At 63.3% G+C, this 21,936-nt stretch carries 16 protein-coding genes, 3 pseudogenes and 1 riboswitch; of the genes and pseudogenes, 6 read left to right on the forward strand and 13 right to left on the reverse strand.

Going from position 1 to position 21,936, the window contains the following annotated elements:
- The 5 genes from cobM to ACZ5KU_RS14535 all read right to left on the reverse strand — a co-directional run bounded on the left by cobM (position 1) and on the right by ACZ5KU_RS14535 (position 3,064).
- Positions 1-747 carry a precorrin-4 C(11)-methyltransferase gene (cobM, locus tag ACZ5KU_RS14515; protein WP_054058160.1) on the reverse strand — a complete coding sequence of 249 codons (747 nt, stop codon included), beginning with the start codon at positions 745-747 and terminating at the stop codon, positions 1-3.
- Positions 748-913: 166 nt separating this feature from the next.
- On the reverse strand, positions 914-1,312 hold the full coding sequence (locus ACZ5KU_RS14520; RefSeq protein WP_464737408.1) for a cobalamin biosynthesis protein: 399 nt from the start codon (positions 1,310-1,312) through the stop codon (positions 914-916).
- 22 nt (positions 1,313-1,334) lie between these two features.
- A complete protein-coding gene (locus tag ACZ5KU_RS14525) occupies positions 1,335-2,045 on the reverse strand; it encodes a CbtA family protein (protein WP_054062237.1) in 711 nt (236 codons plus the stop codon).
- A gap of 23 nt (positions 2,046-2,068) precedes the next feature.
- Complete coding sequence (locus ACZ5KU_RS14530; RefSeq protein WP_054058157.1) at positions 2,069-2,254, reverse strand: CbtB domain-containing protein; 186 nt, start codon at positions 2,252-2,254, stop codon at positions 2,069-2,071.
- Between the two features lie 97 nt (positions 2,255-2,351).
- A riboswitch (cobalamin riboswitch) is annotated at positions 2,352-2,575 on the reverse strand.
- A 132-nt stretch (positions 2,576-2,707) separates the two neighbouring features.
- Positions 2,708-3,064, reverse strand: a complete 357-nt coding sequence (locus ACZ5KU_RS14535) for a response regulator (RefSeq protein WP_464737356.1) — start codon at positions 3,062-3,064, stop codon at positions 2,708-2,710.
- 252 nt (positions 3,065-3,316) lie between these two features.
- Between ACZ5KU_RS14535 and ACZ5KU_RS14540 the strand changes: the two are divergent.
- The 6 genes and pseudogenes from ACZ5KU_RS14540 to ACZ5KU_RS14565 all read left to right on the forward strand — a co-directional run.
- Positions 3,317-5,477 (forward strand): annotated as a pseudogene (locus tag ACZ5KU_RS14540) (CHASE3 domain-containing protein); the annotation flags it as partial.
- Between the two features lie 71 nt (positions 5,478-5,548).
- Positions 5,549-6,808 (forward strand): annotated as a pseudogene (locus ACZ5KU_RS14545) (response regulator); the annotation flags it as partial.
- Positions 6,808-7,623, forward strand: a complete 816-nt coding sequence (locus ACZ5KU_RS14550; protein ID WP_054058155.1) for a CheR family methyltransferase — start codon at positions 6,808-6,810, stop codon at positions 7,621-7,623. The pseudogene ACZ5KU_RS14545 and the gene ACZ5KU_RS14550, both read left to right, overlap by 1 nt.
- Positions 7,620-8,225 (forward strand): chemotaxis protein CheB, encoded by a 606-nt coding sequence (locus tag ACZ5KU_RS14555; protein WP_054058154.1) that lies wholly within the window; start codon positions 7,620-7,622, stop codon positions 8,223-8,225. The genes ACZ5KU_RS14550 and ACZ5KU_RS14555 overlap by 4 nt, the downstream gene beginning before the upstream one ends.
- Complete coding sequence (locus ACZ5KU_RS14560; RefSeq protein ID WP_054062234.1) at positions 8,219-9,412, forward strand: hybrid sensor histidine kinase/response regulator; 1,194 nt, start codon at positions 8,219-8,221, stop codon at positions 9,410-9,412. Before ACZ5KU_RS14555 ends, ACZ5KU_RS14560 begins: the two co-directional genes overlap by 7 nt.
- A 64-nt stretch (positions 9,413-9,476) precedes the next feature.
- On the forward strand, positions 9,477-9,854 hold the full coding sequence (locus ACZ5KU_RS14565; protein ID WP_054058152.1) for a response regulator: 378 nt from the start codon (positions 9,477-9,479) through the stop codon (positions 9,852-9,854).
- A 1-nt stretch (position 9,855) separates the two neighbouring features.
- Here ACZ5KU_RS14565 and ACZ5KU_RS14570 read toward each other — a convergent pair whose 3' ends face one another.
- From ACZ5KU_RS14570 to ACZ5KU_RS14605, 8 genes and pseudogenes are all read right to left on the reverse strand, one after another.
- Positions 9,856-11,529 carry a response regulator gene (locus tag ACZ5KU_RS14570; protein ID WP_464737357.1) on the reverse strand — a complete coding sequence of 558 codons (1,674 nt, stop codon included), beginning with the start codon at positions 11,527-11,529 and terminating at the stop codon, positions 9,856-9,858.
- Positions 11,526-13,028, reverse strand: a complete 1,503-nt coding sequence (locus ACZ5KU_RS14575; RefSeq protein WP_054058150.1) for an ATPase domain-containing protein — start codon at positions 13,026-13,028, stop codon at positions 11,526-11,528. Before ACZ5KU_RS14575 ends, ACZ5KU_RS14570 begins: the two co-directional genes overlap by 4 nt.
- A 96-nt stretch (positions 13,029-13,124) precedes the next feature.
- Complete coding sequence (locus ACZ5KU_RS14580) at positions 13,125-14,177, reverse strand: tetratricopeptide repeat protein (RefSeq protein ID WP_054058149.1); 1,053 nt, start codon at positions 14,175-14,177, stop codon at positions 13,125-13,127.
- Between the two features lie 78 nt (positions 14,178-14,255).
- Positions 14,256-15,155, reverse strand: coding sequence for a bestrophin family protein (locus ACZ5KU_RS14585; RefSeq protein WP_054058148.1), 900 nt, complete (start codon positions 15,153-15,155; stop codon positions 14,256-14,258).
- A gap of 201 nt (positions 15,156-15,356) precedes the next feature.
- A complete protein-coding gene (locus ACZ5KU_RS14590) occupies positions 15,357-15,740 on the reverse strand; it encodes a hypothetical protein (protein WP_464737358.1) in 384 nt (127 codons plus the stop codon).
- A gap of 66 nt (positions 15,741-15,806) precedes the next feature.
- On the reverse strand, positions 15,807-17,096 hold the full coding sequence (locus tag ACZ5KU_RS14595) for an HAF family protein (protein WP_464737359.1): 1,290 nt from the start codon (positions 17,094-17,096) through the stop codon (positions 15,807-15,809).
- A gap of 231 nt (positions 17,097-17,327) precedes the next feature.
- On the reverse strand, positions 17,328-18,752 hold the full coding sequence (locus tag ACZ5KU_RS14600; protein WP_464737360.1) for an efflux transporter outer membrane subunit: 1,425 nt from the start codon (positions 18,750-18,752) through the stop codon (positions 17,328-17,330).
- A pseudogene (locus tag ACZ5KU_RS14605) lies at positions 18,749-21,927 on the reverse strand (efflux RND transporter permease subunit). Before ACZ5KU_RS14605 ends, ACZ5KU_RS14600 begins: the two are co-directional and overlap by 4 nt.
- Positions 21,928-21,936 lie beyond the last annotated feature (9 nt).

The following is a 21,936-nucleotide window of genomic DNA, read 5'->3' on the forward strand; positions in this document are numbered from 1 at the left end:
TCAGGGTCGATACAAGTGGGCATGACCGGCCCGATACAGGGATGATTCGCTGAAATGGTCGCTGCCCAGTACCCGTCCCACCAGGATCAGCGCCGTGCGCCGAAATCCCTTGGCCTCGACCTTGGCCTGGATGTCCGCCAGCGTGCCCTGCACCCAGTCCTGGTCGGGCCAGGTGGCGCGGTGAATCACCGCAACCGGGCAGTCCGCGCCGTAATGAGGCAGCAGCTCGGCGACGATCTTCGCCAGATGGTTGACCCCCAGGTGAATCGCCATGGTCGCCTTGTGCCGGGCCAGGTCGCCCAGCTCCTCGCCTGCGGGCATCGCGGTCTTGTCGGCGTAACGAGTCAGGATCACGCTCTGGGAGATATCCGGCAGTGTCAGCTCGGCACCGAGCAGGGCCGCGCAGGCAGCGGTGGCAGTGACCCCGGGGACGATTTCGTGGGCGATGCCCAGCTCGCGCAGGTGGCGAATCTGCTCGCCGATGGCGCCGTACAGCGATGGGTCGCCGGAATGCACCCGGGCCACATCCTGGCCGCGGGCATCGGCCGCCCTGATCAACTCGATGATCTGTTCCAGGTGCAGTTCGGCGCTGTTGATCACCTGGCTGGCGCCATGGCCCTCCAGCACGGCCGCAGGTACCAGTGAGCCGGCATAGATGATCACCGGGCAACTGCGGATCAGGCGCTGGCCCTTGACGGTAATGAGTTCCGGATCGCCGGGGCCGGCACCGATGAAATAGACGGTCATAAACTTCTCTGAACGGGCTGCGCGCAAGGTTCCATGGGCACCGGATTTATCCGCGAAGCCCTGACGGCAGTCGCTGGTTTCGCGTCGAACGCACGCGGAGCTCGCCGGGTGGGTTTGCGGGTAAATCCTGGGTTCACATGAACAACGCTCATGCAGGAGGAGGGGATTATCCAGGGTTTTGCCCGGTCCAGGCCAGTGCGAAGGTCGCCTGCGGGTGCTTCTGGCGTGAAATCAGCAGGCTTGCCGGGGACTGTCCCTGTTGTTCGGCCAGGGCCAGGGCGGCACTTTCGGCAACGCCGTGGCAGCCGGTATGGGCGAAAGCCAGGCTGGAGCGATGGCTCAGATGTGGCTCGTAGGGTTGCAGCGCCGTGGCGCTGAAGAACAGCAGTGGCAGTTGCAGTTGTCGAGCGAGTTCCAGCAATCCCGGCTCATGGCGTTTTCCATCGATACTGGCCAGTCCGGTGACTGCCGAGAGGTCGAGTCGACAGCTCTGCAGGGCACTTTCCAGCAGTTGCCGCAGGACCGACGCCTCGCAGCCTTGCCGGCAACCGAAGCCAGCCGCCAGGGCTGGCTGCGCGGGGGCTTTGTCATGCCCGGTGCCGAGTGTCGGCCTTGCGACGGAACAGCCAGGCGCTGATCAGGCCCAAGGCCAGCCAGAACACCGCGTTGGTCAGTTGCGAGGCGATCTTGAACTGCGCCTCCAGCGCTTCTGGTGCCAGGCTGGAATGCACGTCCGGTTGCGGCGCGCCGATCACGTGGGGCACCACGACAATGGCCACGCCCAGCAGCTTGAGCAGCCAATGCCGGCCGAACACGACCAGGGCGATGGCCACGGCAGTGGAGGCCGCGGTGCTGGCCCACCAGATCTGCCGTTGCAGCAGGTCCGCCGCGGCGGTGCCGGGCAGTTCCGGCGGCAGGCCGAGGGTCGGTGCCAGGCAGAAGGTGGCGTAGCCGGCCAGTCCCCAGAGCAGCCCCTGGGAAGTGCGATTGGGCGTACGCAGGGTATACAGGCCGGCGAGCATCAGGGCGAAACCGACCGCGACCACCAGGTTGCCGCCGGTAGTGGAGAGCACGCGCTGCCAGCCATCTTCCGGCTCCCACGCGGCTTCATCGTGGCCTTCGTGACTATGCCCGGCCATGGCGGCGCCGGTGTGCTCATGGGCTTCGCTGGCCGGGGCCTTCTCGTAGGTTTCCGCTTCGAGAATCAGGGGGGCGACCCAGAAGCTTTGCAGCAGGGTCAGCAGCAGGGCGGCCAGCAGTCCGCTGAAACCAGCGGTTTGGGCGATACGCTTGATCATGGCAGGGTTCTCGGTGGCACGGCTCAGTGGCAAGGGAAGGCGGCGCTGTGACGTGTATCGTGGGCGGCGTTATGGACCGCATCGATGTGCGAGAACCCGGCGAAATAAACCAGCAGCACGCCGAGGACGCTGGCGCCGATGGCGGCGACGAGACGTTGGCTGCGGGTCGATGTGACGGTGCCGGAATGGCTGGCGGTGGTGACGGACATGGCGCTTCCCTCTGGGTCTTCAGCAGGCGGCCACGCGCAGAAAAACCTCGGCGGGCCGGGCCCGGAGGTTTCAACAGCGCCTGCCCACCGCAGGTTTGTCATTCGATATTTCCGGGCCGGTCTCCGGGCTCGCGAGGGGTTCCAGTCTGGCTCGAACCTTCCAGCATCACCTTCCCATGCCGGCTGGCACAGTGGATCTGACGCTTCTCTCGCTTACCGTTGCGGGGGCAGCACCGGACTTGTCAGGCATGATGAAGCATCCGCCGACGCACCGGTTTCCCGTTTCACCCTGTGAAGGGCACCCAGAACAGGCGAGTAGGAAAGCATGCCATCTACCGGTGCGTCAACTGAGCTGCAGGGTGACCACCGGGTCGAGAAAAGGTGGGGAGGGCTGCGGTAAAAAGCCGAACCTAAAGTTATTTCTAGAATAATAATCCCAATAAAAACAACTAGTTAGATAATGTTTTTAATCTTATCTCTGAGCTGATCGATCGAAAACGGCTTGCCGATCACCTGCATGCCGGCGGGTACTTCGAGGCTGTCGGCGTAGCCGCTGGCAAACAGCACCGAGAGTCCGGGGCGGACCTGGCACGCGGTCCTCGCCAGGTCTCGGCCGTCCATGTCGGGCAAGCCGACATCGGTCATCAGCAGGTCGATGGGGGTGGTGGTGTCATTGAGAAACTCCAGGGCCGCGTCGCTGCCGCTGGCCTCCAGGACCCTGAACTCCAGTTCCTCCAGCACATCGACAATCAGCATGCGGACAATGGCGTCGTCTTCGACGACCAGGATGGTGGAGCTGGCTGCGCACATAAGGGGTTTCCCAAAAAAGTGAAAGCGGAGCAGGAAGGTGCCTGTCTTTTGTATTGGTAAGCGGCCAATTGCCACAAGTTCTATTTCTTGTACAAAAATATTTTGCTGTACAAGAGAGTAGGATAGCGGGTCTGATTGATGCTGGGCAGTGCGAGGCAGGAAAATGCCTTCTACGCTGTGAGAAAAATGGATCCTTTTTTTACAAAATTACGTCAAACTCCTTGGTTTTCAAGACTTCCTCCGGGGCCCGAAATGAATTCACCGTCTTCGGTTGATGAGAGCAGTTTTCGCAAACTCCTGAGTCGCAACATCAGCCTGCCGCTTGGGGTGGGTGTGCTCAGCGCAGTGTTCTTCGTTTCCCTGATCAGCTATCTGCTTTCGGTGATCCAATGGGTGCAGCACACGGACCGGGTGATCAACAACATCAATGAGGTGATGACGCTGTCTGTGGACCTGGAAACCGGCATGCGCGGTTTCCTGATCACCGGCGATGAGCACTTCCTCGACCCCTATGAAGTCGCCAGGCCGAAGATCATTGCCGAACTGCGCGGCTTGCAGCAGTTGGTGGCGGACAACCCGCAGCAGGTCGATCGTTTCAGGCGCATCGAGGCCCTGCAGGGGGCCTGGACCGAATACGCGCAATCGATGATCGATCTGCAGCGCAGTAAGGGCGACTATCGCGAAGCGATCAAGGCCGGGCGTGGCAAGCGCCTGACCGACGAGATCCGCAGCGAGTATGCCAATGCCATCGACACCGAGCAGCAACTGCGCCTGTCCCGCAATGACGATGTGCGGCGTACCACCCTATGGAGCATCACTGCCTATCTGGTCTTCGTGCTGGGCCTGAGTGCGCTCCTGGCTTACGTTGGTAGAAGGGATTTACTAAATCTTTCAGCGAGTTATGGGAAGAATCTCGAGTCGCAACTGAAGAGTTCCGAGCGCCTTGAGAAGCAGGCCTGGCTGCGTGGCGGTCAGAACGAACTGTCCACGCAGATGCTCGGCCAGCTCGGGCTGAGCCCCCTGGGGCGCAATATTCTGCAGTTCTGCGCCCAGTACCTGGGCAGTGCCGTGGGTGTCCTGTATGTCCGTGAGGAGCATGGTGGTTTCCGGCGCATCGCCACCTATGGTCTGTCTCGCGAGCAGGAGCAGCAGCGGGTCGAGGTCTTTACCGATGAAGGTATTGTCGGCCAGGCCGCCACCGAGGACCGCCTGATTCGTCTCGACGGACTTCCGCAGGACTACTTCAAGGTCAGTTCCGGTCTCGGCGAGGGGTTGCCACGCCACGTGGTGGTGGTGCCGACCCGCGACGATGGGCGAGTCAACGGCGTGATCGAACTGGGCTTCCTGCGTGAGCTCGTCGAGCGCGACATCGAATTGCTGGAGCTGATTGCCGGCAGTATCGGCACTTCCGTCGAGGCCGCCCGCTATCGCCAGCGCCTGCAGGAGGTACTGGCCGAGACCCAGCAACTCAACGAAGAGTTGCAGGTGCAGCAGGAGGAGCTCAAGACCGCCAACGAGGAACTGGAGGAGCAATCCCGGGTACTCAAGGAGTCCCAGGTGCACCTGGAGACCCAGCAGACCGAGCTGGAGCAGAGCAACGAGCAGTTGGCCGAGCAGGCCACTGCCCTGGCCGAACAGCGCGACGCACTGGACCGCAAGAACAGCGAGCTGAACCAGGCACAGGTCGAGCTGGAAGAACGGGCCGATCAACTGCAGCGTTCGAGCCGGTACAAGTCCGAGTTCCTCGCCAACATGTCCCACGAGCTGCGCACGCCGCTCAACAGTTCGCTGATCCTGGCCAAGCTGCTGGCGGAGAACCCCCAAGAAAACCTCACCGACGAGCAGGTCAAGTTCGCCGAGTCGATCTATTCCGCCGGCAACGATCTGCTCAACCTGATCAACGACATTCTCGATATCGCCAAGGTCGAGGCGGGCAAGCTTGAGGTGCGCCCCGAGAACACCAGCGTGGCACGGCTCGTTGAAGGCCTGGACAACCTGTTCCTGCCGCTGGCGAACGACAAGGGCCTGGGATTCAGCGTGGTGATCGAGGAGGGCGCGCCCGAGATGCTGTTCACCGATCGCCAGCGCCTGGAGCAGGTGCTCAAGAACCTGCTGTCGAACGCGCTGAAGTTCACCGAGCAGGGCCATGTCAACCTGACCGTTTCCAGCCGGCCCGGTGTCGGCATTGTCTTCAGTGTGCGCGACACCGGTATCGGCATTGCCGCCGAGCAGCAGGAAAGCATCTTCGAGGCCTTCCACCAGGCCGATGGCACCACCAACCGGCGCTACGGCGGTACCGGCCTGGGCCTGTCGATCTCCCGCGACCTGGCGGCGCTGCTGGGCGGTTCGATCAGTGTGGCCAGTGAGCCGGGTCGGGGCAGTGTGTTCACCTTGGCGCTGCCGCGCGAGTACACCATGGCCACCAACGAGGTCACCCAGGCTCCGGTGCCGGCCCACGTGCCGTCGATCATGGCGGCCAGCCCCCGTGTCGAGCCGCCGGCGGCGATCGAAACGCCGATTGAGCGTTTCGCCGACGATCGTGACAAGGCGCCGTTCACCACCCGCAGCATCCTGGTGATCGAGGACGAGCCGAGCTTTGCCCAGATCCTCTACGACCTGGCCCATGAACTGGGCTACCAGTGCCTGGTGGCCCACGGTGCCGACGAGGGCTTCGGGCTGGCGGCGCAGTTCATCCCGGATGCGATCCTGCTGGACATGCGCCTGCCCGATCACTCCGGCCTGACCGTGCTGCAACGCCTCAAGGAGCAGGCGTCTACCCGGCACATCCCGGTGCACGTGATTTCCGTGGAGGACCGCGTCGAAACCGCCATGCACATGGGCGCCATGGGCTACGCGGTCAAGCCGACCACCCGCGAGGAACTCAAGGAGGTCTTCTCCCGGCTCGAGGCCAAGCTGACCCAGAAGGTCAAGCGCGTCCTGCTGGTCGAGGACGACGACCTGCAGCGTGACAGCATCGCCCGGCTGATCGGCGACGACGACATCCAGATCACCGCGGTGGGGCTGGCTCAGGAGGCCCTGGACCTGCTGCGCGAGAATGTCTACGACTGCATGATCATCGACCTCAAGCTGCCGGACATGCTCGGCAACGAGTTGCTCAAGCGGATGTCCACCGACGAGATCCGCTCGTTCCCGCCAGTGATCGTCTACACCGGACGCAACCTGACCCGCGATGAAGAGGCCGACCTGCGCAAGTATTCGCGCTCGATCATCATCAAGGGCGCCCGCTCGCCGGAGCGCCTGCTCGACGAAGTGACATTGTTTCTGCACAAAGTCGAATCGCAGTTGTCCCATGAACGTCAGCGCATGCTCAAGACCGCCCGCAGCCGCGACAAGGTCTTCGAAGGTCGCAGGATCCTGCTGGTGGACGACGACGTGCGCAACATCTTCGCCCTGACCAGCGCCCTGGAGCACAAGGGCGCGGTGGTCGAGATCGGGCGTAACGGCCGCGAAGCGATCGAGCGGCTCAATGAGGTCGAGGACATCGACCTGGTGCTGATGGACGTGATGATGCCGGAAATGGATGGTTATGAAGCCACCGTCGAAATCCGCAAGGACCCGCGCTGGCGCAAGCTGCCGATCATCGCGGTGACGGCCAAGGCGATGAAGGACGACCAGGAACGCTGCCTGCAGGCCGGCGCCAACGACTACCTGGCCAAGCCGATCGACCTGGACCGCCTGTTCTCGCTGATTCGCGTGTGGTTGCCGAAAATGGAAAGGATCTAGTGCAGCAGAATATCGACATTGAAATACGCCTGTTGATCGAGGCGATCTACCTCAAGTACAGCTACGATTTTCGCGATTACTCCGGTGCATCGATCAAGCGCCGGGTCGTTCACGCCATGCGCCAGTTCGACTGCGCAACCATCTCCGCGCTGCAGGAACGGGTCCTGCACGACCCGGCGGCGTTCATGCAACTGCTGCAGTTCCTGACCATTCCGGTCAGCGAGATGTTTCGCGACCCCAGCCATTTCCTGGCGATTCGCCAGGAGGTGGTGCCGCTGCTGCGGACCTACCCGTCGATCAAGATCTGGGTGGCCGGCTGCAGCACGGGGGAAGAGGTCTACTCGATGGCGATCCTGCTGCGCGAGGAAGGCCTGCTGGAACGCACCATCATCTACGCCACCGATATCAATCCCAGTTCGCTGGAAAAGGCCAAGCAGGGGATCTTTTCCCTGGACAACATGCCTGCCTATACCCGTAACTATCAGCTGGCGGGTGGGCAGCGGGAGTTTTCCGAGTACTACACGGCCGCTTATGGCTATGCGATTTTCGACAAGACGCTGCGTGAGAACGTGACCTTCGCCGATCACAGCCTGGCAACCGACAGCGTATTCTCAGAAACTCAATTAATTTCATGCCGTAACGTATTGATTTATTTCAATAAAAAGCTTCAGGATAGAGCCTTTGGCTTGTTTCACGAGTCGCTCTGCTACCGGGGGTTCCTCGCGCTGGGCAACAAGGAAACCCTGGAATTTTCCTCCTTTGGCAAGCAGTTCGAGACCTTGGTCAAGCAAGAGCGGATCTATCGCAAGCTATGAACAGACTGGCCCTTGAGTTCACCCAGCGACAGCGTGTCGAAGCCATAGCGATGGGGGCTTCGGCTGGCGGTGTCGAAGCGTTGCTGACGGTGTTCGGCGAGTTGCCGAGAGGTTTCGGCCTGCCGATCATCGTGGTGCTGCACCTGCCCGAGGAGCGCCAGAGCCACCTGGCCGAGGTATTCGCCCGGCGTGTGCCGATGCCGGTCAGGGAACCGGCCGACAAGGAGCTGATCAGCCCCGGCACCCTGTATTTCGCGGCACCCGGCTATCACCTGTCGGTGGAGCAGGACCGCACGTTTTCCTTCAGTTGCGAGGCGCGCGTGCACTATTCGCGTCCCTCCATCGACTACCTGTTCGAATCGGCCGCCGATGCCTATGGCTCACGACTGCTGGCGGTGCTGCTGACCGGAGCCAACCACGATGGCGCCGGCGGACTGGCCCAGGTCAAGGCCCAGGGTGGCCTGACGGTGGTGCAGGACCCGCGCGAGGCGCGGGTGGCCACCATGCCCGAGGCGGCCCTGGCGCTGCATACTCCCGACTACATACTCCCTCTTCGCGGCATTGGCCGCCTGCTTGCCGAGCTGGAACGAATCGCATGCTAAGTACTATCCAGGCCAAACTGCTGATCGTCGACGATCTGCCGGAAAATCTGTTGGCGCTGGAAGCGCTGATCAAACGTGAGGATCGTGTCGTCTACAAGGCCCACTGCGCCGACGAGGCCCTGTCGCTGTTGTTGCAGCATGAGTTCGCCATGGCCATTCTCGATGTGCAGATGCCCGGCATGAACGGTTTCGAACTGGCCGAACTGATGCGCGGCACGGAAAAGACCAAGAACATTCCCATCGTTTTCGTCAGTGCCGGCGGGCGCGAGCTCAATTATGCCTTCAAGGGTTATGAAAGCGGCGCGGTGGACTTTCTCTACAAGCCGCTGGATACCCATGCGGTGAAGAGCAAGGTCAACGTCTTCGTCGACCTGTACCGGCAGAGCAAGGCCATGAAGCAGCAGGTCGAGGCCCTGGAACAGAGCCGGCGCGAGCAGGAGGCACTGCTGCGCGAGTTGCAGGCGACCCAGGAGGAACTGCAACGCGCGGTGCGCATGCGGGACGACTTCATGTCGATCGTCTCCCACGAGGTGCGCACGCCGCTCAACGGGCTGATCCTCGAAACCCAGCTGCGCAAGATGCATCTGGCCCGCAACAACGCCGCGGCCTTCACCCTCGACAAGATGACGGCCATGGTCGAGCGTGACGAGCGGCAGATCCGGAGCCTGATCCGGCTCATCGAGGACATGCTCGACGTGTCGCGTATCCGTACCGGCAAGCTGTCGATCCGCCCGAGCCGCTTCGACCTGTCGCAGTTGGTGAGCAAGCTGCTGGAAGGCTTTGCTCCCCAGGTCCAGGCTGCCGAATCGACTCTCAACTTCGAGACGAGCGGGCCGGTGGAAGGCAACTGGGACGAGTTCCGTATCGAGCAGGTGGTTTCCAACCTGCTGACCAACGCTGTGCGCTACGGTGCGAAAAGCCCGATCGATGTCCGCGTCTATACACGGGACAATCAGGCCTGCATCGAGGTCCGTGACCGCGGTATCGGCATCAGCGAAGAGAACCAGAAACGTATCTTCCAGCAGTTCGAGCGGGTTTCGGCGGCCCATGCGGTCGCCGGGCTGGGGTTGGGCCTGTTCATTTCCGAGCAGATCGTCGCCGCCCATGGCGGTACCATCACGGTCAGCAGCCGGTTGGGTGAAGGCTCGACCTTTTGCGTTCACCTGCCGTTACAGGAAAACCGGTAAACCGACGCAACCTCCGGGCGGGCCGGTGGTCGTATGGGCAGAATTTTGAGAATGAAGGTTTTCCATGAGTGAAGATGCACAAGACGTCGTCCTGATCGTCGAGGACGACCCGTCGATCCTGATGGTGTTGTCGGCCTATCTGTCCAGTGTGGGCTATCGGGTGCTGCAGGCCGAAAACGGCGAGCAGGCATTCGAGATCCTGGCGACCAAGCCCAACCTGGACCTGATGGTCACGGACTTCCGGCTGCCCGGCGGGATTTCCGGGGTCGACATCGCCGAGCCCGCGATCAAGCTGCGCCCGGACCTGAAGGTGATTTTCATCAGCGGTTATCCGGCGGAGATCCTCGAGACGGACAGCCCGATCACCCGAAAGGCGCCGATCCTGGCCAAGCCGTTTGACCTCGATACCCTGCAGGAGCAGATCCAGCGCCTGCTGGCCTGACTCAGGCGTTGATCATTTCCCGCACCCTGGCCGTCAGCAGGTCCAGATTGAAGGGCTTGGTGATCATCTGCATGCCCGGATCGAGGAAGCCGCCGCGTACCGCCGCATGCTCGGCATAGCCGGTGATGAACAGCACCTTGAGCCCGGGGCGCAATTGGCGACCGATCTCCGCCAGTTGCCGGCCGTTCATCCCCGGCAGGCCGACATCGCTGATCAGCAGGTCGATGCGCTGGCCGGACTCCAGCACCGGTACGGCGGCATTGGCGTCCGCCGCCTCGACGAAGTGGTAGCCCAGCTCGCTCAACACATCGCGCACCAGCACCCGCACGGCCGGGTCGTCCTCGACGATCAGCACGGTTTCGCCTTGCGCGGCGTGTGAGGTCGGCAGCAGTTGCAGCGAATCGTCCTGCAGTGTCGGCTCGCCCTTGTAGCGCGGCAGGTAGAGGTTGACCGAGGTGCCCTGGCCGACATGGCTGTCGATGCAGACGTGGCCATGGGACTGCTTGCTGAAACCGTAGATCATCGATAGGCCGAGGCCGGTGCCCTGGCCGATCGGTTTGGTGGTGAAGAACGGGTCGAATACCCGGCTGATGATGCTCTCCGGCATGCCGCAGCCGGTGTCGCGGACCTGCAGCAGCACATAGTCGCCGGGTTCCAGGTGGCCCTGGGTCTGGGTGAAGGCCAGGTCCAGCGTCTGGTTGGAAGTGCTGACCAGCAACTGGCCGCCGTCCGGCATGGCGTCGCGGGCGTTGATTACCAGGTTGAGCAGGGCGCTTTCCAGTTGATTGGGGTCGGCTTCGGCGGTCCACAGCGCTTCGGCCAGGTTCATGCGCAGTTCGATGCTCTCGTCCAGGCTGCGATGGAGCAGTTCGCCCATGGATCTGACCAGCTCGTTCATGTCCACCGGCTTGGAGTCCAGCGACTGGCGTCGGGAGAAGGCCAGCAGCCGGTGGGTCAGGCCGGCGGCGCGGTTGGCCGAGGTCACGCCGAGGTCGATGAGGTTTTCCAGGTCTTCCAGACGCCCGCGCGCCAGTCGGCGCTTGAGCAGTTCCAGGCTGCCGATGATGCCCGTCAGCATGTTGTTGAAGTCGTGGGCAATGCCGCCGGTCAGTTGGCCGACCGCTTCCATTTTCTGCGACTGGCGCAGGGCTTCCTCGTTGTGACGCAGTTGTGCGGTGCGTTCCTCGACCTGTTGCTCGAGGGTTTCCAGGGTTTCCTTGAGTCGCAATTCGCTCTGGCTCAGGTCGATCAGCCGGTCGCGGGCTTCGTACTGTCGCCTTCGGCCGCGAATGGCCGACGTCACCTGGCTGACCAGGGTCGCCGGATGAAAGGGGCGCTCGAGGAAGGTGACGTTGCCCAGCTGGTTGCCGAAGCGGGAAGAGGCCGGTCGTTCCGGGCCGCCATGATGGGTCAGCAGGACGATCGGCAGGTCCGACCAGGCCGGTTGTTCCTGCAGGTGCTGCAGCAGCGGTTCGAGGTCGGTCGTCTGCAAGGCCTCGATGGCGATGATCAGCAGGCCGGCACCGAGCTTCAGTTCGTCGCACAGTGTCGGCAGGTTCTGCGCGATCACCCCGCTGAATCCGGCCTGTTCGAGGACCATCCGCGCAATCTGGCTGTCGCGCCCCCAGGGCGCGAGAATGATCGCCCGTTCGGAGACCTCGTCGCGCAGACTCACAAGTCTGCGTCCTGCAGCAGCGGCAGGTCCTCGCCGAGATAGGTCGGAACGCCGCGCAGCACGCCCTGGAAGGCCTCCAGCGGTTCGCCGATGGTCATCCCGCGCGGGCTGATGCGGTATTCGCGAATGGTCGACTCATGGGAGCCGGTGCGTTTCTTGATGATCGACATCGCCCGGCGCACCTGGCCGAGGGCCTCGAAGTAGCGCAGCAGGATCACCGTGTCGGCCAGGTAGGTGATCTCCACCGGGGCCTGCATGTCACCGACCAGCCCGTGCTGGGCGACGGTCATGAACGTCGCGGCGCCGCGGCGATTGAGGTACAGCAACAGTTCGTGCATGTGCAGGATCAGCGCGTTTTCTTCCGGCATGGCCGCCTGGTAGCCGTTGATACTGTCGATCACCACGGTCTTGATATGGCCCTCGTCCACGCAGCGCCGGACCTTGTGGGAGAACTCCCCGGGGGAGAGTTCGGCGGCGTCGACCTGGTCGATCCACAGGTTGCCGGTGGCGCGCAGGGCGGCAAGGTCGATGCCGATGTTCTTCATGCGCTCGTACAGCAGGCCCAGTTCCTCGTCGAAGATGAACAGCGCGGCCTTTTCACCGCGGGCCACGGCTGCCGCGGCGAAGATCATCGCGATCAGGGTCTTGCCGGTACCGGCCGGGCCGAGAATCAGCGTGCTGGAGCCGGTTTCGATGCCGCCGCCGAGCAGGGCGTCCATCTCCTTGATACCGCTGCTCAGCTGCTGGCGCAGGTACTCGCCGCGATGCTCGGCCGCCACCAGGCGCGGGAATACATGGACGCCGTCGTTGCTGATGGTGAAGTCATGGTAGCCGCCGCGGTACTTCTGCCCACGGTACTTGACCACCCGGACCCGGCGCCGTTCGGCGCCGTAGTTGGGCGCCAGTTCCTCGAGCCGGATCACCCCGTGGGCGACGCTGTGCACGGTCTTGTCGAGAGATTCGTTGGTCAGGTCGTCGAGCAGCAGGACCGTGGCGTCGTAGCGCACGAAGTAATGCTTGATCGCCAGGATCTGCCGGCGGTAGCGCAACGAACTCTGGGCCAGCAGGCGGATCTCGGACAGGCTGTCGAGCACCACGCGGGTCGGCTTGACCCGTTCGACCGCCTCGAAGATTTGCCGGGTGGCTTCGCCCAGTTCCAGGTCCGAGGAATACAGCAGGCTCTGCTGGTGTTCGGTATCGAGCAGGTTCTCCGGCGGCGTCAGCTCGAAGATCTCGATGTTGTCGTCGAGGTCCCAGCCATGGGAGCTGGCCCCCTGGCGCAGTTCCTCCTCGGTTTCCGAGAGGGTGATATACAGCGAGCGTTCCCCGGCGGCGGCGCCAGCCAGGAGGAATTGCAATGCGACGGTGGTCTTCCCGGTACCGGGTTCGCCTTCGAGCAGAAATACATGGCCGCGGGACAGGCCGCCGGAAAGAATGTCGTCCAGGCCTTCGATGCCAGTGGCTGCCTTGGGTGTGCTGGGGGCAGTGGATGTAGTCAATTCCAGGGGCTCTTTTGACTGGGAGTTCCTTACTGGACCTTCAGCGTCACCCACGGTTCCCCACTTCAACGGCGCTATTGTGTCTGTGTGGGAGGGCTACAGGCCTTGCTGCAACGCCGGGTCATCCGGATTCTGCTGCTCCAGCTGGGCCAGCAGGATCTGCACGTTCTGCAACTGGCCGCTTTCCTTCCAGTAGGCGATCAGCAGTACCCGGGCCTTGCGGTTCGCCGGGTGGCGCTGGACCAGTTCCTCCAACTGGCGCTGGGCGGCCTCGAGCTGGTCGAGATCATGCAGGGTCGTGGCGAGCTTGAAGCGGTACTCGCTGTTGTCCGGCTCCAGTTCCACCGCCTTGGCCAGGCTCAGCAGCGCATATTCGCTCTGCCCGTGGTGCAACAGCCACACACCCAGGGCATGTTGCAGGTAGGCCGACTGCGGTTGCAGCTCCAACTGCCTGGCCAGCAACTGGCGGGCCTGGTCCGGCTGGTTGCGTTTATCCAGCAGTTCGACCTGCGCGACCACTGCCTTGAGGTTGTTCGGCTCCAGTTGCGAGACGCGTTCCAGGGACTGCTGGGCTTCGTCCAGCTGCCCCTCATGCAGGTACAGCCGGGCCAGCTGGAACTGCGCCTCGGCGCTTTCCGGCTGGGCCTTGAGGGTGCGTTCATATTCGTCGACCACCTGCTGCAGCGGACCGAAGTACAGTCCCTGGTCGTCCGGTGAGAGGCCGAGCATGGCATTGGCCGCGGCGAAACGGACTTCCTGTTCGCTGTCTTCCAGCACCGGCCCCAGCAGCAGGCTGCGCTGGGCCCCTGGCACCAGCCCGACGATGCTCTGGATCGCCGCTTCGCGCACCAGCGCCGACGGGCTCTGCAGGTCCGCATCGGCCAGTTTCAGCGCGCGCGGGCTGGGGTAGTTGGGCAGTTCGGCATGCAGCGCGGCGCGGCGGATGTCCGAGAGATCGGTGCGCGCCAACTGCTGATAGAGCACCCGCGCGGCCCCCGGCAGGCCGTTGTGCGCCTGCTTGAGCGCCTGGCCGTAGTTGACGTGCGGCGCCTGGGGCGCGGCCAGCTTGCCGGGCAGCTTGTGCCAGATGAAGCCGAGGGCGAGCAGTAGCGACAGGCTGATCAGCAGATAGCGGCGGGGCTTCGTCATGCAGGGTCCGTGAGCTGGCGAGCTTTTCGTGAGGTTGCCAGCTTCGGTCAGCAGCGTCCCGGAGTCAAACCCCGGGGCTCAGTTGAGGACGTATTCCACCGGTTGCAGCGGTGGCGGCAGGTCGCGGTGGCCGAGGCTGGCGAGGATTTCGCGTTCCACGGTGCGCAGGATCGCGCTGCAGGGCAGGTCGTTTTCATCGAAGCCGAACGGGTCCTCCAGGTCGTCGCCAATCTCGTCCAGGCCAAGGAAGGTGTAGCTGACGATGGCGGTGAACACCGGCGTCAGCCAGCCCAGCGGTTCGGCCATGGCGAAGGGCAGGAGGATGCAGAACAGGTAGATGGTCCGGTGCAGCAGCAGGTTGTAGGGGAAGGGCAGTGGTGTCAGCTTGATCCGTTCGCAACTGGCCTGGACCTGGCTGAGGCTGAGCAGCAGCCCGGCGAACACCGTATAGCGCCATTCGCTGATCAACCCCTGGTGCGCCAGGGCCTGGCAACGGGCGCCGATGCCTTGCAGCAACTGGTCGGTGACATTCGGGTGGCCGGGGTCTGGCATGGCCTGCTGCCAGGGACTGATGGCCTGGCGTTCGTCTTCCCGGCGCAGGCGGGCGATCAGGCCATGGGCGAAGCCGCAGAGCTCGCGCAACAGCACGGTGCGCTGCGGACCCTCGCCGAGCACCTGGCTTTCGCGGATCAGCGAGCGGATATCGATGATCATCTGCCCCAACTGTTTGCGGCCTTCCCACCAGCGGTCGTAGCAGGCGTTGTTGCGAAAGCTCATGAAGATCGACAGCGACAGGCCGAGCAGGGTGAACGGCGTGGCGTTGACCTTGGAAAAAAGCTCCGGGCGCGCGGTTTCCACCAGCACGATGACTGCGGCGAGGAGGGTCACCATCAGGCAACGCAGGGCAATCCGGCGGGCGATCGAACCCTTGAGGGAAAACAGGATGGCGAACAGGTTCGGCTTGGGACGGACGATCATGGGCAGGAACTGCTTGAAGCGCGGGGTTTACGCAGGCGTAGACTAGAAGTCCGGGTCGGGCTTGTCCAATCGCTTTATCTGACGGTTTGATCGACGAGGTCTATCAAGGTGGCGTTGAATGCGGCCTTGACTGATCAGCCATTAAAAAGGGATGGATCCGCTGCCGGACTCATTCCTTTCCTGCAACCCACTCAGCCAGCCTTAATAGCGGGCCGGGCGATAAATCGGCGGGTGGGCGGGATAACCGCCGCTGTAACCACCTGAGAAGCCATAGTCGTAGCCTGCATTGTACAGCATGGCAAGAGCATGGGTGTTGCCCGCTATGTAACCCGCTTTATAGCCACTGTTGTACCCATTGTTGTATCCGACAGTGTAAGCCGAAGCGGAACTCAGGGGTCTGGCGGGCACGTTACTATGGCAAATAGTGCGGCAGGCGAGCGCGGCCTGGCTGGGTGTCGCGATCAGCGGGCAGATAATCCCCGCTGCGACCAGCAAGGCCAATGCAAGCCCTTTTCGGGAGCGCAAGGAGTACGCCGTTTTTGTCTCCCCGGAACAGGCCGACGACGAAAGAACGATAGAAGTCATTTCAGTATCCCTCTGGATCAAACCAATACACTCAGGTGCAAACCCTGAACCCTTCACGTGCCCGCCTCAGGGGGTGTTGGCGACCACGCCGTCTCCCTGCTGGCTTACGCTCGCGTCTTCGCTGATGCCTGCGGTATAGGCGCCATTGGGAGAAATGGCGTCGGCACAGTCGTTGCCACCGGCGCCAAGGGAAGTGATCGGGATGAGCGTAGCGCCGGTGAGATGGTAGGCAAAGGCTTCACTTTCACCATTGACCTCGCCGCAACCGACGACGATGCCATTGTTGGAAATCGCCTTGGCGACGGCTTGCGAACTGCCTGACAAGAGTGGGATCGGGATGCCGTTGGTACCTGTTGCGGGGTCCCAGACGAAGGGCCCGGTCAAGCCGCCGGCTTTCACCCGGTTGCCGGTGATCTGCCCCGAAGCATTCATGGCTACCCCGGAGTTACGCAATGAGGTACTGCCGTTGATGGTCGTCATCACCGCTGGCGCGCTGGTACCGCCGGCCGGCCATTGCACGGTTTTATACACACCGGGCGTGCCGCTGCCGGTGCCGGTGTAGTAGCAGGTGCCGAGGATTTGTCCGATTGCATTGATTACACTGGTCTCGCAGTAGCTGGCCCCGCTGGGCAGCTGTAACACGGTAAAGCTGCTGGGGAGAGTGGTCCAGAGCACGGCCAGGTTTTTTCCCAGGCCTCCGACCCCTGCCGGGCAATTGCCGATGACCGAGGGGATCGCAGCGTCATTGATATCCACCACGTTGCAGTTGTCGACCGAGCCGAGCAGCGGCGGTTGCAGGAGGTTCGCCGCCCCGGCCGCACTCCAGTACACCGGAGAGGTCACCCCCGTGGGGCTGATGCTGTTGCCCACCACGATACCTGCCTGGTTGACGGCAACGGGCTCTGTCTCTACGTCAGCTACCAGGTGCAGCACGGCGAGAGGGGGCAGCGGTTGCAGTTGCACAGGGGCTGCACTGGGATTGTTCAGATTCCATTTGACACCCTGGCCTACTTCGTTGGCGTCTTCACAGGTGCCAATGGCCACGGCAGTGCTGAGCGGCGCATTATTGACCGCGTCGGCGGTGCAGCTCGCTTGCACGCCACTGGCGGAGGCGAACAGGGAGGGCAGGGCCGTGGCCCCGCCAGCGGTAGTGTCATAGACGGCTCGGGTGATGAAGTTTGTGCCTTCGGCCCTGCCCACAGCCACATGGAAATCATTGATAGCAGTCACCAGGGTATTGCTGAACGAGCCGTTGCCGATGCTATAGGCCCATCCGGCAGCCTGTGCCGTCATGGCCAGGTTGGCGACGGCGATAGCCAGGCCAAGTGAGGTGACAAGACGAGGGGGAATTTTCATGACGCTTCTCCTTGCGATGAGTGAGCGCACGATCTATGCGCGTCCTTAACGTACCCAGCGCCTGCTTCCCCGGTAACTGTCAGAAATGACAGTTCGTTAGAGTATTTCGAAGTTGAAGAAATATCCTGTAACACTATCGCCCAGTGTTGTTCAGGGATGAAAAAAAGCCCCGCAACCCAAGGGCTGCGGGGCCGAAGCGGTCGGAGGGGCATCCAACCGGGAGAGCTTGAATCAGTTGCTGGCGACGGTCTGCGGCGTGAAACCGCCTCCCAGTGCCTTGTAGATCGCGACGATGCCGCGATACAGGTCAACCTCGGCCTGGGCCTGGCTGTCTTCCGCGGCCAGGCGTTCGCGCTGGGCATCGAGCAGCACCAGGAAGTCCACGCTGCCTTCGCGATAGCGGATCGCGGCCAGGTCGGCGGCGGCACGGCTCGATTCGCTCTGGCGAATCAGCGAGATCAGCCGCTGCTGGCGCTTGCCGTAGTCGGTGAAGGCGTTCTGCGATTCCTCCAGGGCCAGCAGCACCTGCTGTTCGTAAGTCGCCAAGGCACCTTCGGCCTCGGCATTGGCGCCGCGCAGGCGGGCCCGCACGCTGCCCAGGTTGAACGCCGGCCAGGTGATGCTCGGGCCCAAGGCCCAGGCATTGGCTGCCGACGAGCCGATCTGCGAGCCACGCCCGGCGGTGAAGCCGAGGAAGCCGCTGAGGCTGACCCGTGGGAACAGGTCGGCCTTGGCCACGCCGATCCGTGCAGTGGCGGCGGCCAGCTTGCGTTCGGCGCTGAGGATGTCCGGCCGACGCTGCAGCAGGTCACCCGGGTTGCCAATGGCCAGGGCCTTGGAAATCGCCGGCAGCTCCTTCGGGCTCAGGTCCACCGTCAGGCTGTCCGGACGCTCGCCGAGCAGGGTCGCGATGCGGTTCTTCTGCCGGGCCTGCTCGGCCTGCAGTTGCGGCACGCTGGCCTCGACCGCCGCCAGGCGGGCATCGGCGCGGACCACGTCGAGCTGGTCGCCGACTCCGGCATCGCGCAGGCTTTCGGTGATGCCCCGGGACTCCTGCTGGTTCTTCAGGTTGGCCAGGGCGATCTTTTCCCGCAGTTGCGCGCCGCGCAGTTGCCCGTAGGCATCCACCAGTTCGGCGATCATCGTCACCTGCAACTGGTACAGATCGGCTTCGGCCGCCTGCTGGTCGGCGTCGGCGGCCTCCAGGTTGCGCTGGATGCGGCCGAACAGGTCGACTTCCCAGGCCATGTCCAGCCCCAGGTCATAGCGTTCGCTGTTGACCCGGCTTTCGGTCTGGCCAGGCACCTGGCCCTTGCCGAGGTTGGCGCTGGCGCGGCTGGTGATGGTCGGCATCGCATCGTCGCTGACATCGTCGCGGATCGCCCGCGCCGCCTTCAGGCGGGCGAAGGCGACGCGCAGGTCACGGTTGCCGCTCAGGGACTGGGTGACCAGTTGGTTGAGGGTCGGATCGTCGAACTGTTGCCACCAGACACCCTCGAAACGTGCGCGGTCGAAGTTCCTGCGATCGGCGCTGTCATCGCTGGCGGCGCTGATCTTCGCCGCCGGGGTGTCGGGAGTCTTGTAGTCCGGGCCGACGGCACAGGCGCTCAGCGCCAGTGCCAGCAGGCTCGGGAGAAAGGCCTTCATACTGCTCATTGTTGCGCCTCCAGCTTGAGGGCCCGGGCGGCCTTGCGAGCTTCACCACGCTCGACAAAGCGGCGGATCAATACATAGAACACTGGGGTCAGCAGCAGACCGAAGAAGGTCACGCCGAGCATCCCGGAGAACACCGCCACACCCATGGCATGACGCATTTCGGCACCGGCACCGCTGGAGAACACCAGGGGTACCACACCCATGATGAACGCCACCGAGGTCATCAGGATCGGCCGCAGACGCAGGCGGCAGGCTTCCAGTACCGCGCTCAGCGGGTCGAGACCTTCTTCCTGCTTGTCCTTGGCGAACTCGACGATCAGGATCGCGTTCTTGCACGCCAGGCCCACCAGTACGATCAGGCCGATCTGGGTGAAGATATTGTTGTCGCCACCGGACAGGATCACCCCGGCAATCGCCGACAGCAGGGTCATCGGTACGATCAGGATCACCGCCAGCGGCAGGCTCCAGCTTTCATACAGGGCCGCCAGGACCAGGAACGCCAGCAGTACGCAGAGCGGGAACACCAGCAACGCGGTGTTGCCCGAGAGGATCTGCTGGTAGGTCAGGTCGGTCCACTCGTAGGTCATGCCGTTGGGCAGTTCATCCTTGAGCAGTTTCTCGATCGCCGCCTGGGCCTGGCCGGAGCTGTAGCCCGGAGCCGCCGCGCCGTTGATTTCGGCGGTGATGAAGCCGTTGTAGTGCATCACGCGGTCCGGCCCCGAGGTGTCGCTGACCTTGATGAAGGTCGCCAGCGGGATCATCTCGCCCTTGTTGTTGCGGACTTTCAACTGGCCGATCTGGTCGGATTCGAGGCGGAACTGCTGTTCGGCCTGGACGTTGACCTGATAGGTACGACCGAAGCGGTTGAAGTCGTTGGCATACAGCGAACCCAGGTAGATCTGCAGGGTGTCGAAGATGTCACTGACCGCCACGCCATGGGTCTTGGCCTTCTCGCGATCGATGGCGGCATCGACCTGCGGCACGTTGACGGTGTAGCTGGTGAACAGGTTCGCCAGTTCCGGCACGCTGCGGCTCTTGGCGATGATGTTCATGGTTTCCTTGTACAGCTCGTCGTAGCCCAGGTTGCCCCGGTCCTCGATCTGCAGGCGGAAGCCACCGATGGTGCCCAGGCCTTGAACCGGCGGTGGCGGGAAGATCGCCATGTAGGCTTCCTGGATCCCGGCGTACTTGCCGTTCAGCGCACCGGCGATGGCGCCGGCCGACTCACTGGGGTCCTTGCGCTCGTCGAACGGCTTCAGGGTGACGAACACGATGCCGGCGTTCGGGCTGTTGGTGAAACCGTTGATCGACAGGCCGGGGAAGGCCACCGCGCTTTCCACGCCAGGCTGTTTCAGGGCCAGGTCGGACATGCGCTTGATCACGTCCTCGGTACGGTCCAGGCTCGCCGCGTCCGGCAGTTGGGCGAAGGCCACCAGGTACTGCTTGTCCTGGCCGGGCACGAAGCCGGTCGGGGTGGTCGAGAAACCGAGCCAGGTCAGCACGATCAGGCCGGCGTAGAGCACCAGCGCCACGCCGCTGACGCGGATGACACGGGCCACCGCACCGACGTAGCCATGGCTGGCGCGGTCGAAGAAGCGGTTGAACGGACGGAACAGCCAGCCGCCGAGCAGCGCGTCGAGGAACCTGGAGAAACGGTCCTTGGGCGCATGGTGGTCCTTGAGCAGCACCGCGGCCAGGGCCGGCGACAGGGTCAGCGAGTTGAACGCCGAGATCACGGTCGAGATGGCGATGGTCAGGGCGAACTGCTTGTAGAACTGGCCGGTCAGGCCGGAAATGAACGCCGCCGGGACGAACACCGCACAGAGCACCAGCGCCGTGGCGATGATCGGGCCGGTCACCTCGCGCATGGCGCGCTTGGTGGCTTCAACCGGGCTCAGGCCCAGGCCGATGTTGCGCTCGACGTTCTCCACCACCACGATGGCGTCGTCCACCACGATACCGATCGCCAGTACCAGGCCGAACAGCGACAGGGCGTTGAACGAGAAACCGAACACATGCATGACCGCGAAGGTACCGATCAGCGACACCGGTACGGCCACCAGCGGGATGATCGAGGCGCGCCAGGTCTGCAGGAACAGGATCACCACCAGGACCACCAGCACCAGGGCTTCGAACAGGGTGTGGATCACCGCCTCGATGGAGCCACGGACGAAGATGGTCGGGTCATAGACGATGCTGTAGTCCATGCCCTGGGGAAGTCCTTCTTCAGCTCTTCCATTTTTGCCCGGACTTCGTTGGAAATCTCGATGGCGTTGGAGCCGGGACGCTGGAAGATCGGGATCGCCACCGCCGGCTGGTTGTTCAGCAGCGAGCGCAGGGCGTACTGGCTGGAGCCGAGTTCGACCCGGGCGATGTCTTTCAGGCGGGTGATCTCGCCGTCGTCGCCGGCACGGATCACGATGTTCTCGAACTCCTCCTCGGTGACCAGGCGGCCCTGGGCGTTGATCGACATCTGGAAGCTGGTGGCGTTCGGGGCGGGCGGGGCGCCCAACTGACCGGCCGCGACCTGGCGGTTCTGTTCGCGGATGGCGTTGACCACGTCGGTGGCGGTCAGGTTGCGCGAAGCGGTCTTGTTCGGATCGAGCCAGACCCGCAGGGAGTAGTCGCCCATGCCGAACAGTTGCACGTCACCCACGCCACCCAGGCGCGCCAGCTCATCCTTGATGTTGAGCAGGGCATAGTTGGACAGGTAGAGCATGTCGTAGCGCTGGTCCGGCGAGGTCAGGTGCACGACCATGGTCAGGTCGGGCGAGGCCTTGTCGACGGTGATACCGATCCGGGTCACCTCGGCCGGCAGCTTGGGCTCGGTACGGGTGACGCGGTTCTGCACTTGCACCTGCGCGTTGTCCAGGTCGGTGCCCAGGGCGAAGGTGATGGTCAGGGTCAGTTTGCCGTCGGCGGTCGACTGCGAGGACATGTAGAGCATGTTCTCGACGCCGGTGATCGCCTGCTCCAGCGGGGCGGCCACGGTTTCGCCGATCACCTTGGGGTTGGCGCCGGGGAAGTTGGCCCGCACCACCACGGTCGGCGGCACCACTTCCGGGTATTCGCTGATCGGCAACTGGAACAGCGAGATCGCACCGGCGATCAGGATCAACAGCGACAGTACGGCCGCGAAGATCGGTCTTGATATGAAGAACTGGGAAAAATTCATCGTGTGTAT

It is taken from the genome of Pseudomonas sp. Tof1, from assembly GCF_055390395.1.